The 14,486-nt window shown below is 71.1% G+C and carries 10 protein-coding genes and 2 pseudogenes; 9 read left to right on the plus strand and 3 right to left on the minus strand.

The window, feature by feature from the left end:
• Nucleotides 1-127 precede the first annotated feature (127 nt).
• Entirely contained in the window at nt 128-919 is a 792-nt protein-coding gene (locus tag ACIRA5_RS26090) for a serine protease (protein ID WP_352044513.1), read from the plus strand.
• Between the two features lie 160 nt (nt 920-1,079).
• Here the strand turns inward: ACIRA5_RS26090 and dmpI are convergent, their stop codons facing one another.
• Entirely contained in the window at nt 1,080-1,262 is a 183-nt protein-coding gene (gene dmpI, locus ACIRA5_RS26095; protein WP_054237041.1) for a 4-oxalocrotonate tautomerase DmpI, read from the minus strand.
• Between the two features lie 104 nt (nt 1,263-1,366).
• Nucleotides 1,367-2,234 (minus strand): annotated as a pseudogene (locus tag ACIRA5_RS26100) (LysR substrate-binding domain-containing protein).
• A gap of 52 nt (nt 2,235-2,286) precedes the next feature.
• Here ACIRA5_RS26100 and ACIRA5_RS26105 point away from each other — a divergent pair.
• Entirely contained in the window at nt 2,287-2,934 is a 648-nt protein-coding gene (locus tag ACIRA5_RS26105; protein WP_403694170.1) for a LysE family translocator, read from the plus strand.
• Between the two features lie 9 nt (nt 2,935-2,943).
• Here ACIRA5_RS26105 and ACIRA5_RS26110 read toward each other — a convergent pair whose 3' ends face one another.
• Nucleotides 2,944-4,164 carry a winged helix DNA-binding domain-containing protein gene (locus tag ACIRA5_RS26110; protein ID WP_403694172.1) on the minus strand — a complete coding sequence of 407 codons (1,221 nt, stop codon included), beginning with the start codon at nt 4,162-4,164 and terminating at the stop codon, nt 2,944-2,946.
• A gap of 167 nt (nt 4,165-4,331) precedes the next feature.
• Here ACIRA5_RS26110 and ACIRA5_RS26115 point away from each other — a divergent pair, with 167 nt between their 5' ends.
• The 7 genes and pseudogenes from ACIRA5_RS26115 to ACIRA5_RS26145 all read left to right on the plus strand — a co-directional run bounded on the left by ACIRA5_RS26115 (nt 4,332) and on the right by ACIRA5_RS26145 (nt 14,480).
• The gene (locus ACIRA5_RS26115) at nt 4,332-5,492 is read left to right on the plus strand and encodes a CorA family divalent cation transporter (protein ID WP_403694173.1); all 1,161 of its coding nucleotides are present in this window, start codon (nt 4,332-4,334) and stop codon (nt 5,490-5,492) included.
• Between the two features lie 295 nt (nt 5,493-5,787).
• A pseudogene (locus ACIRA5_RS26120) lies at nt 5,788-6,048 on the plus strand (mobilization protein); the annotation flags it as partial.
• Nucleotides 6,049-6,479: 431 nt separating this feature from the next.
• Nucleotides 6,480-8,123 (plus strand): purine-cytosine permease family protein, encoded by a 1,644-nt coding sequence (locus ACIRA5_RS26125; protein ID WP_403694174.1) that lies wholly within the window; start codon nt 6,480-6,482, stop codon nt 8,121-8,123.
• 1,033 nt (nt 8,124-9,156) lie between these two features.
• Nucleotides 9,157-9,693, plus strand: a complete 537-nt coding sequence (locus tag ACIRA5_RS26130; protein ID WP_403694175.1) for a GNAT family N-acetyltransferase — start codon at nt 9,157-9,159, stop codon at nt 9,691-9,693.
• Between the two features lie 85 nt (nt 9,694-9,778).
• Nucleotides 9,779-11,284 carry an ABC transporter substrate-binding protein gene (locus ACIRA5_RS26135; protein ID WP_403694177.1) on the plus strand — a complete coding sequence of 502 codons (1,506 nt, stop codon included), beginning with the start codon at nt 9,779-9,781 and terminating at the stop codon, nt 11,282-11,284.
• A gap of 50 nt (nt 11,285-11,334) precedes the next feature.
• Nucleotides 11,335-13,170 (plus strand): ABC transporter permease subunit, encoded by a 1,836-nt coding sequence (locus ACIRA5_RS26140; RefSeq protein ID WP_403694178.1) that lies wholly within the window; start codon nt 11,335-11,337, stop codon nt 13,168-13,170.
• Nucleotides 13,167-14,480 (plus strand): MDR family MFS transporter, encoded by a 1,314-nt coding sequence (locus ACIRA5_RS26145; protein WP_403694180.1) that lies wholly within the window; start codon nt 13,167-13,169, stop codon nt 14,478-14,480. Before ACIRA5_RS26140 ends, ACIRA5_RS26145 begins: the two co-directional genes overlap by 4 nt.
• The last annotated feature ends 6 nt before the right edge of the window (nt 14,481-14,486 follow it).

Genomic DNA, 14,486 nt, shown 5'->3' on the forward strand with positions numbered 1-14,486 from the left:
GCGGAACGTTCCGCCTTCTAGCGTGAGCGTCGTGCCGCTCGCTCGGGCACACGGCGTCAGCCCACAGACGCCGTGCCTCACCCCCCACACCCGCGCGTCCCCCCACCGGCAACTTCTGAGGAGATCCATGTTCGGGCTCAACCGTGCCAAGAAGACCGCCGCTCTCTGTGTGGCCACCGCTGCCGCCGCCGCGACCGCTCTCCTCGGCGCACCCGGCGCCGTCGCCGCCCCCCAGCCGATCGTCGGCGGCACGACGACGACCACCACCGCGTACCCGTTCATGATGCAGATCACGGACGCCTCGCAGAACCAGTTCTGCGGTGGCACCCTGGTCGCGGCCAACAAGGTGGTCACCGCCGCCCACTGCATGGTCGGCGAGACCACGAGCAGCGTCCGCGTCGTCGGCGGCAGAACCTACCTCAACGGCACGAACGGCACCGTCAGCAAGGTCAGCAAGATCTGGATCAACCCCGGCTACACCGACGCGACCAACGGCGACGACGTGGCTGTACTGACCCTGTCGACGTCGATGTCGTACACCCCGGCGTCGTACGTGGCCTCCACGGACACCGGCGTGTACGCCACCGGCGCCACCGCCCGCATCATCGGCTGGGGCACCACCTCGGAGAGCGGCAACTCCTCCAACCAGCTGCGCACCGCCACCGTCCCGATCGTGTCCAACTCCAGCTGCGCCGGCTCCTACGGCTCCGACTTCGTGGCCAGCGACATGGTCTGCGCCGGTTACACCAACGGCGGTACCGACACGTGCCAGGGTGACAGCGGCGGCCCGCTGCTCATCGGCGGCGTCCTCGCGGGCATCACCTCCTGGGGCAACGGCTGCGCCGAGGCCGGCTACCCGGGCGTCTACACCCGCCTGACGACCTTCTCGAACCTGGTGAAGACGCAGATCAACTCATAGCCGACAGTCGCCGGTGACTGTTCGTCAGACACCGGCGGCCGACGGGTTCCCAGACTCCTGAGCACCCCTCAGGTGAAAGCCAGGGGGCGTTGCGAGCCTCCACGAGCGGCCCGCAACGCCCCCTCTCCACGTCCCCCCTTCCTTCCCCCCGTTCCCCCCTCTACTTGTCGGCGGTCAGCTTCCCCGCACTGCCCCAACTGTCCGCCGGCACCTCGTGGATCCAGACGTGCACGCTCTCGGCGGGGATCCTGTACGCGTCGACGAAGGCGTCGGTGACGCGTTTGACGAGGTCCCGCTTGAGCTCGACGTCGCGCGGACCCTGCTGGATGGTGACGATGGGCATGGCTGAACTTCCTCTCCTGGGGCGGCTTGGGCCGCTTTCCGGCTACAGGTTCAGTTCATCGCGCGGGGACTCGTCGACCAAGAAGCGGACCGCGACCACAGCGATCAGTTCTCGTGATCGCCGCAGGCCGCGAGCAGGGCGTCCAGGTGCGGCGTCGGCGTCGCGCCCTGCACGGCGAGTCCCGTGGTGAGCGCGAGTCCCGGTGCCCGGAAGGGGACGAAGGCGACCCGGGGGCTGTGCAGGACGCGGGCGTGCGAGGCGTAGACGACCGTCCACAGCGGCCGGGTACCGATGCTGGCGAGGGTGTCCTGCAAGGAGCCGCTCACCGGTCCCGGCAGAGGTTCGAAGCCGGCGTCGTGACAGGCCCCGACGACCAGGTCGACCAGGGCGGGGTTGGTCCGGCGCGCGGTGAGGCTCAGCGGGAGTGGGGCCAGTTCGGCGAGGTCGATCCCGTCGCGGGCGGCCAAGGGGTGCCCGGCGGGCAGCGCGGCCACCAGCGGATCGGGCCACAGCGGCAGCACGCGTACGCCCGGCAGGGGGCTCCGCGCCCCGGACGAACGCGGCGTCGAGGCGGCCGTCCACGACCCGCGCGAGCCGCTCCCGCACGGGAAGCGAGACCAGCTCGACCTGGACCGCGGGCTTGCGCCCGGCAAAGCCCGCGAGCACCCGGTCCAGATGAGCGCCGAGGCCGGTACTGGTGCCCAGGCGCAGCACCTCGGACGGGGCGACCGCCGCGCGGGCCCGGTCCACGGCGGCGAGCACCGCCCGCGCCTCGGGCAGCAGCCGCTCCCCCGCCCCCGTCAGCCGTACGTGCCGCGGTGAACGGTCGAACAGCTCGGCGCCCAGCTCCCGCTCCAGCCGCTGTATCTGCTGGCTGACGGCCGACTGCACGATGTGCAGACGCTCCGCCGCCCGCCCGAAGTGCAGTTCCTCGGCGACCGTGACGAAGTAGACGAGTTGCCGCAGTTCCATGTCCGGGACTGTAGGGCCCCTGTTTGAATGGCGGCCGTTGGGGGTGATGGACATGGTGTCCACGGACCGGTTCCTGGCGTTCGCGGCGATGTCGCTGCTGGTGATCGTGATTCCCGGGCCGAGTGTGCTGTTCGTGATCGGGCGGGCGCTCGCGCACGGCCGGCGCACAGCGGTGATGACCGCGCTGGGCAATGTCGTCGGCTCGTATCTGCTGGTGGCCGCGGTCGCCTTCGGGATCGGCTCGCTGGTGGAGCGCTCGCTGACCGTCTTTCTGGTGGTGAAGCTGGCGGGTGCCGCGTATCTGGTCCTGTTGGGGGTGCGGGCGTTCAGACACCGCAAGGAGATGAAGGCCTCGGCGTTGCGGCAGGAGCCCACGGCCGCGGCGCGCGGCGATCTGCGGACCGTCCTGGACGGCGCTCTCGTCGGCCTCACCAACCCCAAGGGGCTGGTCTTCTTCGCGGCGGTGCTGCCGCAGTTCGTGGACCACTCGGCGGGGCGGGTGCCCGTGCAGATGCTGGTGCTCGGTCTGATCCCGATCTCCATCGGGCTGGTCACCGACACCCTGTGGGGGCTGACGGCGTCGGCGGCCCGCTCCTGGTTCGCCGGCTCGGACCGCCGGCTGTCGCTGATCGGGGGCGCGGGCGGCTGCACCCTGATCGGGCTCGGGGTGACGGTGGCGGTGACGGGTCGCGCGGACTGAGTCCTCCGGTCACATGACTGACGCGGCCACGGTCCCGAAGCGGATGTCGTACGACGCCGACGCGCCGGACAGCGTCCGGAGCAGCCCCTCGGCCTCCGCCACCACCTCCTCCCGCTGGACCTTCGTGAGCCGGCCGAAGGTTTCGATGGTGAGTACGTCCCCCTCCTGTCGCCACAGGCCCCCCAGGAAGCCGTCGACGAGCAGCGTGCAGTACGCCTGGTTGCCCGCCCAGGTACGCCCTTTGAGACCGGCGGGCACCACCCGAGAGCGGTCGGCGTGCGAGAGGAGCAGGTTGTCGAACTCGGGCAGGAAACGGGGTGGGGCCGGGGTGTCGGCGTCGGGGCGGGGCGCGTCGGGGAGGTCGAAGAGTTCGACGCCGTTCTCGTCACGGAAGGTGAGCAGTCGCGGGCGGAGTCGTTCGAAGGCCTCGCGCAGCCGGGTCAGCCCCGCCCAGGTCTGCATGTCCTTCACGGAGGCGGGCCCGAACGCGGCGAGGTAGCGCAGGACGGCCGCGTCGGAGCCCGGGGACGGCTCGGCGGGACGGTCCAGCCAGTGTTCGGCGGTGGTCAGCGCGACCTGGCCGCTGCGGCCCCACAGTCCGCGCGGGGTGACCTGGACGAGCGGCAGCCGGCAGCGGGCGGCGACCGAGAGCGCGAAGGGGTCGGCGTCCGGCCAGTGCACGAGCAGTTCCTCACGCAGCTGTTTCATGGTGCGCGGCTCGGCCTCCACCAGCTCCCGGGCGATCACGGCGAGCCGGTCCAGGTCGACACCGGCGAGCCCCTTGCGGAAGTTGTTCAGCTCCCGGTCGCGGGCCCCCTGCACGAGCGGTCGCAGGGTGAGGGCGTCGTCGGCGGTGTGGGTGTGGATGGTGGAGCGCAGGGTCACGATGCGGACGACGGCACGGTCTTCCATGGCCGTCGACAGCTCCTCGGGCCGGAATCCTTCCAGTCGGGCGGCGAGGGCGTAGTACGGCGGCTTCACGTTCTGCGCCTGAAGACCCACGAGGTGCCGCACGGCGTCGGTGACGCCACGGCCGACGGAGCGACGCAGGAGGAGCTGGCGGGCGAGGGTCGCGCGGTTGAGGGCGCGGGGGTCGAGTACGGGTGCGGTGTGGGCCCCGATGCCGCGGCTCCCGGTCCCACCCCCGCCGCCCGCCTTCCCACTCCCGCTCTCACTCCCACTCCCGCCGCCGCCCACGCCGCTCGTCTTCGCCTTCGCCCTCGTCGTCATGCGGTGCACGCTAACGGGGCTTGCGGACACCTTCTGTCCGCAAGCCGTGAGGCCCTCCACGGGCACGCCCGCCCGGACGGTACGCCCACTGCCCGTCCGCGACATTTGACCCGTATATCCTTCTCCGTGATCACAGCGACGTACCTGCGACTTGGGAGGCAGCCGCAATGTCCGAGCGACGCCCCCGTCCGACCGCCAAGAACGGCAGAAAGCCCGTCTGGCGACGCGCCCTGAACCCGCCGGCCGCGACCGGCGTGACACCGCCGGCGCCGCGCGCCGACCCGCCGGAGCCGGAACCCGCCGCCGCCGACAGCGTCGTACAGGCGGCGCTGTACCGCGACGGCGTACGGGTCTCGACCCCCGCCTCCCTGGCCGACACCTTCCGAGAGCTGCGCGACCAGCCGTCCGGCATGGCATGGATCGGCCTGGCCCGCCCCACGGAGGCCGAACTCCTCTCCCTGGCGGCCGAGTTCGACCTGCATCCACTCGCCGTCGAGGACGCGATGGAGGCACACCAGCGTCCGAAGCTGGAGCGCTACGGCGACACGCTCTTCGTCGTGCTGAGCGCGGCCCGCTATCTGGACGCGGCCGAGGAGGTCTACTTCGGCGAACTGCACGTCTTCGTGGGCCCCGACTTCGTGATCACCGTCCGGCACGGCGCGGCGCCGGACCTGTCGGCGGTGCGCCGCCGCATGGAGGACACCCCGGAGCTGCTGAAACTCGGCCCCGAGGCCGTCCTCTACGCGATCCTCGACTCCGTGGTCGACGGCTACGTCCCCGTCGTCGCCGGCGTCCAGAACGACATCGACGAGATCGAGACCGAGGTCTTCCGCGGCGACCCCGAGGTGTCCCGCCGCATCTACGAACTCTCCCGCGAAATGGTCGAGTTCCAGCGCGCCACCCGCCCGCTGGTCGGCATGCTGCACGGCCTGATGGCGGGTTTCGCCAAGTACGGCACCGAAGAGGAACTCCAGCGCTACCTCCGCGACGTCGCCGACCACGTCACCCACACCAGCGAACGCGTCGACGGCTTCCGCCAGGCCCTCACCGACATCCTCACCGTCAACGCCACCCTCGTCACCCAGCAGCAGAACGCCGAGATGCGCGCACTGGCGGAGGCGGGCTTCGAGCAGAACGAGGAGATCAAGAAGATCTCTTCCTGGGCGGCCATTCTGTTCGCCCCAACACTCGTCGGCACGATCTACGGCATGAACTTCAGGGAGATGCCGGAGTTGCACTGGGTGTGGGGATACCCCTTCGCAATCGTCCTGATGGCGGTGGTGTGCACCAGTTTGTACTTCATTTTCAAGCGGAAGGACTGGCTCTGAGTAACTGGCCGCCCAGGGCCCGCGCCAGGGCGTCACGGGGCCGCAATCGCTGACAACCGCCACCTCCTCCAGGAACCGTTCGCCGCCCGCCGCGCCCTCACCCAGTACGGCAACCTCCTCAACCAGGCCGTCGCGGCTCTCAACGCCAGAGCGGAAGTCCCGTACCTGAACGAAGCCATCGAGCGAACGGCCACCACGCGCGAGCGCGTCGACGAAGCCGCCAGCGGTTCATCGCCCTGATCGACCCGAGCAGCACCCAACCCCGACCGCAGCGAAGCCAGTACGGCGAGGCCGCATGATCCCGAAGATCCACAAACAGGGCAGCAACACCTACGGCCTGCTCACCTACCTCTACGGCAAGGGCACCAAGGAAGAGCACGTCGACCCGTATCTGGTCGCCTCGTACGACGGCTTGGCCCTCGATCCGGGGCGGGATGCGAACGTCAGCCTCACCGCTCTCCGGCAGATCCTCGACCAGCCCCTTCACCTCCTGGACGATGACCAGCGCCCGCCCCGCCACGTCTGGCACTGCTCGGTGCGCGCCGCACCGGGCGACCGCGCTGGTCGGGCAAGAACCCCGCGCACCTGGCCAAGTACGCGGACGACATCAAGGCGGGAAGGCGCCCGCGGAGCCGCCAGGTACTCCGCCCGGACTACGTCGACCATCTGCGGGAATTGGCCGCCGACGAGGCATAGTCATCGCCCCCGAGGCGAACCTTCACGCTTTGACCACCGTCCCGGCCTGTACTGCACACCGGAGGCCCCGAAAGAGCCGCCGGAAACATTTGCTTCACCCAGGAAGTATTCAGAGGTAACGACTCCTTCCTAGCGTCCCTCCTCGTGGCCACGAGGGCGTGGCCCCGACCGGAGAGACGCAAGAGCCGCCGGACACCCCTCGCCGACCCCACCTCGGCCACGCCCTGCTCGTGCTGCCCTCCCGGTGACGCACCCCCACGCAGTCCCCAACCCGCAGCAAGGAGGCGTGACGTGAGCGCAACCGAGTCACGGCCGACAACGGCAACCCCGACGAAGACGACCGACCAGGCGGCCAAGGAAACCCTGGAGGACTACACCCTCCGCTTCGCGCCCCGCAGTTACCGCCGCTGGACCCCCATGGTCGTGGCCACCACGGCCCTCGGCGGCATCGCCTACATGGCCGACTTCTCCATCGGCGCCGGCATCGGACTGGCCCACGGCACCGGCAACGCGCTGGTCGCGATCGCCGTCGCGGCCGTGGTCATCTTCGTCACCGGCTTCCCGCTCGCCTACTACGGCGCCCGCTACAACATCGACCTCGACCTGATCACCCGCGGCTCCGGTTTCGGCTACTACGGCTCGGTCCTCACCAGCGTCATCTTCGCCAGCTTCACCTTCATCTTCTTCGCCCTCGAAGGCTCGATCATGGCGCAGGGTCTGAAGCTCGGGCTCGGACTGCCGCTGTGGCTGGGCTACCTGGTCTCCACCTTCATGGTGATCCCGCTGGTGATCTACGGCATGAAGGCGCTCAGCAAGCTCCAGGTGTGGACGACGCCCGTCTGGCTGCTGCTGATGGTCGCTCCGCTGGTCTACCTGATCTCCAAGGACCCGGGCACGGTCGACCGCTTCCTCGCCTACGCGGGCACCGACGGCGACGGCGGCGTCAACACCGCCTCGGTGCTGCTGGGCGCGGGCGTGTGTCTCTCGCTCATCGCGCAGATCGGCGAGCAGATCGACTACCTGCGCTTCATGCCGCCCAAGACCGAGGCGAACAAGCGCAGTTGGTGGACCGCGGTCATCATGGCCGGACCCGGCTGGGTGGTGCTCGGCGCGCTCAAGCAGGCCATCGGCGTCTTCCTCGCCGTCTACATCCTCGCCAAGGTCGGACCGGACGTCGCGCCCGAGCCGATCCAGCAGTTCAAGGGCGCCTTCGACGCGATGATGCCGTCCTGGCTGGTCCTCCCGCTGGCCGTCGTCCTCGTCGTGATCAGCCAGATCAAGATCAACGTGACCAACGCGTACTCGGGCTCCCTCGCCTGGACGAACTCCTTCACCCGCGTCACCAAGCACTACCCCGGCCGCATGGTCTTCGTCCTGGTCAACCTCGGCTTCGCGCTCGCCCTGATGGAAGCCGACATGTTCAGCTTCCTCAACAACATCCTGGGCTTCTACTCGAACTGCGCCATCGCCTGGGTCGTCACCGTCGCCACCGACATCGGCATCAACAAGTACCTGCTCAAACTCTCCCCGCTCCAGCCGGAGTTCCGCCGCGGCATGCTCCACGCCGTCAACCCGGTCGGCGTGGTCTCCTTCGCCGCCGCCTCCGGGCTGTCCATCGCCCTGTACTTCCACGCCCTCGGCGACACCCTCCAGCCGTACTCCCCGGTCGCCGCCGCCGTCATTGCCTTCGTCCTCACCCCGCTGATGGCGATCGTCACCAAGGGCCGCTACTACCTGCGCCGCACCGACGACGGCATCGACGAGCCGCTCCTCGACACGGACGGCAACCCCAGCGCGGTCACCTACGACTGTCACGTCTGCCATCAGCCCTACGAGCGCCCCGACCTGGCCGCCTGCGCCACCCACGACGCGGTGATCTGCTCGCTGTGCCTGAGCACCGACAAGATCGGCGACCACGTACTACCCGCCGCGTAGTCACCCAGGAACGCCGGTGCCGGGCAACGCACGTGCCCGGCACCGGAGCACGCGCCGATCCCGCACCGCCCCTGTCCCCTGTCCCCGGACGCCAAGGAGGTCTGTGGATCTCCTTGCCTACGGATCACTCCGATCCCTTTGTCAACGTGATTGTTGACGGCTTTCATGCTCTGCGGAGCGGACGCGCCCTGGCCCGCCCATCCCCAGACGCAAGGCAGCGTGCCCTGGCACCGCCATCCATCCCTCAGCAGGAGCCCACGTGTTGGCGCGGAGTCGGCGGGCTCACCGGCTGAACCGCGACCACGCCTGGCCAACTCGTGCACGGGAGGTTGTGAGACGTCGAGGATGGCGACGGGGCGCAGCGTTCACGTCTGCCGTGGCGAGTTCAGGTCCGCGCTCCATTGCCGGGACAGCGGACCGGCGACGGGCCCGGCCGGTGTCGTTCGCATAGGGTCCTCGGTGCCGTGCTCGACCCGGACAGGCCACGAGGAAGCGCCTGCCTTCCGGTTCCACGCCATGCCGCTTCGCGTCATTGACGGCCCTGCGGCACTCAGCGACTCCGTCGTCGGGCTCGGCAAACTGGACATGCGCTTGGGTGACAAGCCCCTCGGCCAGTTCCTGCGTCACCGCGCGCCGCACCCTGACGACAGACCGCTCGCTGGATGACGTCGGCGGCTCCGGGGCACCAACGCCCCGCCGTCATCGGCGATTGCCGAGTCGTCGGGATGATGACCACGCCGAAGGTGGAGCCGTCCAGCCTCGGTGACCTCCATGTGGAGAGCGCAGCCGTCCTTGTCCACCGTCAGAAGCCCACGGTCCCGCTGGGCATACGCCGAACGCCGGTCTCCGAGGTCCCAGGCTCCGGGTCCTTGACCGGCCGCGAGCCGTCCACGCCGCACCCCGCCCTCCCTGCAACCAGAATCCAGAACCCAGCGGAAACCCGAGGATCACACCGCTGTCGACGCCCCGCCTCGTGTCCGTCCGACCTGCGCAACCACTCCGGCACACAGAAACTACTGCATATGATTTGCAGGTGCTTGACTATCGCATCAGAACGGCCACCACGGCGCACCTCGGCGAGGCGCGGGCCGTGATGCTCGACACCGTCTACCGGGACTTCGGGACCGGGTACGTGCCGCGCTGGCACGCGGACATCATCGACCCCGAGTCGTTCTACATGACCCCGCCCCGGCACACGCTGCTGGTCGCGGTGGACGAGACGGACGGGACGGTGGCCGCCACCGCCGCGCTCGACGCGCGGGGTCCCGCCCATCCGCCGAACCCCCGATGGCTCGCCGAGCGCTATCCGTCGGGGGCGACCGCCCAGTTGCGACGGGTGTACGTGCGCCCGGAGCACCGGCGGCGCGGGCTGGCCCGGCGGCTCGTGGACGGGTTGCTGGACTTCGCGCGGGCGGACGGGAGTTACCGGGCCGTCTATCTGCACACCTATCCGCATTCACCCGGCGCGGTGGGGCTGTGGCAGGCGCTCGGCAAGGTCGTCTGCGACGAGCGGGAGGAGGTGCCCGGCGGCGGCAGCGGCGTCGTGCACTTCGAGATCCCGCTTGCTTGAATGAAAATCATGTTCATATGATGCCGGTCGGTGTCTGCCGAGACGCCATGCCCTGCGAAGGGCCCTGAAAGACAGAACGAGGACCATGAGATCTCCCCGCCTTCGGCTGATAGCCGGCCTGCTGCTCACCCCTCTGCTCTCCGGCTGTTTCTCCTCCTCCGGCGACAACTCGTCCTCGGGCTCCTCCGACTCCGATGGCGACGGGCGCGTACGGGTGGCACTGGCCTTCCCGCCCGCCGAGAACTACTCCCCCTACGGCCAGGACGCCGTCGCCCTGTCCCGGCTCGGAGTCGTCGAGGGCCTGACCCGCCTGGACGCCAACGGCACCGCCGTACCCGCCCTCGCCACCTCCTGGAGCAGCGAACAGGGCGGAAGGAGCTGGCTGTTCACCCTGCGGGACGCCAAGTTCCAGGACGGCACCGACGTCACCCCGAAGGCCGTCGCCACCGCGCTCACCCGCGCCGCGGCGGCCGACCCCGCCCCCGCCGTCCTCTCCGGTGTGAAGCTCACCGCCGAGGCCGTCGGCGACGACCAGGTGAAGGTCGGTACCGCCACCGCCGACACGGTGCTGCCGCTCCGCCTGACCAACCCCAACCTGGCGGTGTTCTCCCCGAAGGCGTACGCGCAGAACGGCAAGGTCGACCCCGTCGGCACCGCCACCGGCCCCTTCGAGCTCACGAAGATCACCGGTGACACGGCGGCCACCCTGGACCGCTTCGACGACTACTGGGGCGGTCGCACCCAGGCATCCGGCGTCGACGCGAAGTACGTCTCCGACGGCACCGCCCGCGCCAACGCCCTGCGCACCGAAGACGTGGACATCGCCGAGGCGCTCCCCGTCGCCCAGGTCGCCTCCCTTGACCAGGACACCGTCCACGAGATCAACACCGCCCGGAACACCAGCCTGTACCTCAACACCCGCAAGGGCGTGTTCAAGGACGCCGGTCTGCGTGCCGCCGCCCGCGAGGCGATCGACACCTCCGCCGTCGCCAAGGGCGTGTACGAGAACTACGCCGAGCCCGCCCAGGGGCTGTTCGGTCCCGCCCTGACCTGGGCGTCCGGCAAGCGGACCGAGCCGGCCGGCCGGGCGAAGCCCGCCGACGCCAAGGGCAAGAGCATCACCGTCGCCACCTACAACGACCGGCCCGAGCTGGCGGAGGCCGCCCAGGTGCTCCAGCAGCAGCTGGAGGAGGCCGACTTCACCGTGAAGCTGGATGTGCGCGCCTACGCCCGGCTCGAAAGCGACCTGCTGGCGGGCAAGTTCGACGCCGCCGTCGTCTCCCGCAACATGATGCTGGACACCGGCGACCCGGTCACCGTCCTGGCCGGCGACTACACCTGTGCCGGCTCCTACAACCTGTCGCTCCTGTGCGACAAGGGCGTCGACAAGCTGGTCGCGGACGCCCAGGCCGAGTCGGACCCCGCCAAGCGCCAGGACGCCGCGATGAAGGCGGAGGCCGCGATCCTCGGCACCGACGCGGTGATCCCCCTCGTCCACCTCAAGGTCGTCACCGGCGTCGGCACGTCCGTCAAGGGCGCCGTACTCGACCCGTACGAGCGGGAGTTCGTCGGCACCGGGACCCGGCGCTGAAGCCCGCGGCGGCACCCGGAAGGACCGGAGTCACCGCCGCCCTGCGCAGCTTGGCGCGGGGCGGCGGCCCCACACTGCTGTGGCGGGCCGTGCTCACGGCGGCCCTCGTCGGCGCGATCGGCTTGCTGCCCTGGCTCTCGCGCACCGACCCGGCACTGACCGTGCTCAAGGCCCGTTCAGCCGAACGCACCCCGACCCCCGAGACGCTGCGCGCCATCCGAGACCACATCGGCCTGGACGACGGCCCGTTGGCGCTGCTGGGGAGCTGGCTCGGCGGGCTGCTGCGGGGCGACGCGGGCCGGTCCTGGGTGTCGGACACCGAGGTGCTTCCGGCCGCCGTACAGGCCGTCGGTGCGTCCCTGCTGCTGATGGCCGGTGCCGTCGTCGTCACCCTGGCCACGGTCGCGGTGGTGTGTGCCCGCACCTTGTGGCTGGGCTCGCGGCGCCGCCTCGGCGCCCGCGGCCCCGGCGGTACCGGGTCGGCGGTCCTGGCCGCGCTGCCCGAGTTCCTCGTCGCCTCCGTCCTGGCCTCGGTCGTGGGCGTGCAACTGGGCTGGCTGCCCGCGCTCGGCTGGTACGGCCCGCGGTGGATGGTCCTGCCCGCTCTCGCCCTCGGCCTGCCCGCCGGGGCGGTCCTCGGGCGGATGCTGGACGACCTGCTGCCCGCCGCGTTCGCCGAGCCGTGGGCGCTGGCCGCCGCCGCGCGCGGCATCCCGCCCGCGTCGATCGCCCGCCAGGCCCTGCGCCGCGCGGTGCCCGCACTCCTGCCCAACCTGGGCCTGTTCGTGGTCGGCCTGACCGGCGGCTCGGTCGCCGTCGAGCAGATCTTCGACATCCCCGGTCTCGGCCGGCTCACCCTGCGCGCCGCCCTCGCCCAGGACCTGCCCGTCCTGCAGACCGGCACCCTCGCCCTCGTCGTCCTCGCGGCCGTCGCCGCGCTGCTCGCCCGGCTCGGCGTGCGGTGGCTGACCGGGCCCGCGCTGCGCGACGGCGCCCTGCACTCCCTGCACCGCCCCACCCCGCCCGCACCACGGGTCGTACCGGTCGTCCACGCCCTGCTGCTCACCGCCGTCATCACCCTCGGGCTGCCCCGCGACCCACTCGCTCTCGACACCACCGCCCGCCTCCAAGCCCCGTCCTGGGCCCACCCGTTCGGCACCGACTCGCTCGGCCGGGACGTGCTGGCCCGGATCGCGCACGGCGCGCTCACCACTCTCGGTACCGCACTCGCGGTGAGCGCCGCCGCCCTGCTGGCCGGCGTCCTGGTGGGGCTGCTGCCCCGCCTGTCCGGGCCGCTGGTCGACACCGTGAACGCCGTACCGCCCGTGCTGGCCGCCCTCCTCGTCACCGGCATCACGGCCAGCGGTTCCTGGACACCGGCCCTGGCGGTGGCCGTCGTGGCCTGGTCACCGCTGGCCACCCACACCTCGGCCCTGCTGCGCCAGGAACGCGCCACCCTCCATCTGACCGCGACATGGGCCCTGGGCGCAGGCCGTGGATACCTCCTCCGGCACGAACTCCTCCCCGCGGTCCTGCCACCCGTGATCCGACACGCCCTGCTCCGGCTGCCCGGCATCGCGCTGAGCCTGGCCGCGCTCGGCTTCCTCGGCCTGGGCGCCCAGCCGCCGTCCCCCGAGTGGGGCCTGCTGCTCGCGGAGAACCAGCCCTACGTCGAACGCGCGCCGTGGGCCGTACTCGCCCCCGCCGCCGTCCTCGCCCTCCTCGGCGCGCTGGCCGTCACGGCGGCAGGAGGGATGCGTCTGCCCCGCCGGAAGCGGACACCGGCGCCACCACCCGCGGTGCCCAGCGGCCCGGAACCCCCGGCCGCGCCCGAGCCGCCCCACCTTGCCATGACCAGCGTCACCGCCCCCACGGACACGGCATGACAGAACACGCCTCCGGCAACCCGACGCGCGCGGCCGCCCCCGCCACGAAACGTCCGCGCGAACGCGTCTGGAAGCACCTCTCCCCGCTCCTGCGCCTGCTGATCCTGACCCAGCTCGCCTTCAACATCGGCTTCTTCGCCGTACTGCCGTTCCTCGCCGAACACCTCGGCACCTCCATCGGCATGGCGGGCTGGCTGGTCGGATTCGTGCTCGGCCTGCGCACCTTCAGCCAGCAGGGACTGTTCGTGGTCGGCGGCTGGCTCGTCGACCGCTACGGCGTACGCCCGGTCGTCCTGATCGGATGCGCGCTGCGGGTTGCCGGGTTCGCCTGGCTCGGGTACGCACAGACCCCTTGGGCGGTGATCGGCTCGGTGCTGTGCATCGGCTTCGCCGCCGCGCTCTTCTCCCCCGCCGTGGAGTCCGAGGTGGCCCGGCAGGCGGTGGTGTGGGAGGAGGAGGGGCACGGCCCCCGCACCCGGGTCCTGGCCCTGTTCTCCGCCGCGGGCCAGGCAGGCGCCTTCGTCGGCCCCCTCCTGGGCGGTCTGCTGCTCGCGGTGGACTTCCGCGCCGCCTGCCTCGCCGGGGCAGCGGTCTTCGTCCTCGTCCTCGCCGGACACGCCCTGCTGATGCCCCGGCACATCCCCGGCCGGGAGCGGGTACGGGACCAAGGCGGGGTGCGCGCCCTGCTACGCAACCGCCGCTTCCTCGCCCTGTGCTGCGCCTACGGCAGCTACCTGCTCGCCTACAACCAGCTCTACCTCGCCCTCCCCGCCGAGGTGGAACGGGCGACCGGCTCCCAAGCGGCCCTGTCCTGGCTGTTCGCTCTCTCCTCCCTGCTGGTCGTCTCCGCCCAACTGCCCGTCGCCCGCTGGGCCGGCGAACGACTCGACCCGCGCCGCTCCATGGCATGGGGGCTGCTGCTCGTCGCCGCCGGGTTCGCGGTCGTGGCCGCGGCACGGCCCGCGGGCTGGACCGGACTCGCGGGACTGCTGCCCGCCGCCGGATACGTCGTCCTGCTCACCCTCGGCCAGATGCTCATCACCCCGGCCGCCCGCGCCTGGGTCCCCGACCTCGCCGAGACCGGCAGACTCGGCCTCTACACCGGCGCCCTCTCCTCCGTCTCCGGACTGATCGTCCTCGCCGGCAGCTCGGCCACCGGCACCCTCCTCGACCTCGGCCTCCCGCCCGCCGTGCCCTGGCTGATCCTGGCCGCCGCTCCCGCCCTGGCGGTGTCCCTGCTGCCCCGCCCGCCACACCGGTCTGGGTCCGAGGACACGGCACGCCAACGGGGCAAGGGCGGGAATCGATAACTGATG

Source organism: Streptomyces sp. NPDC096311 (assembly GCF_044763085.1).
Lineage (GTDB): Bacteria > Actinomycetota > Actinomycetes > Streptomycetales > Streptomycetaceae > Streptomyces.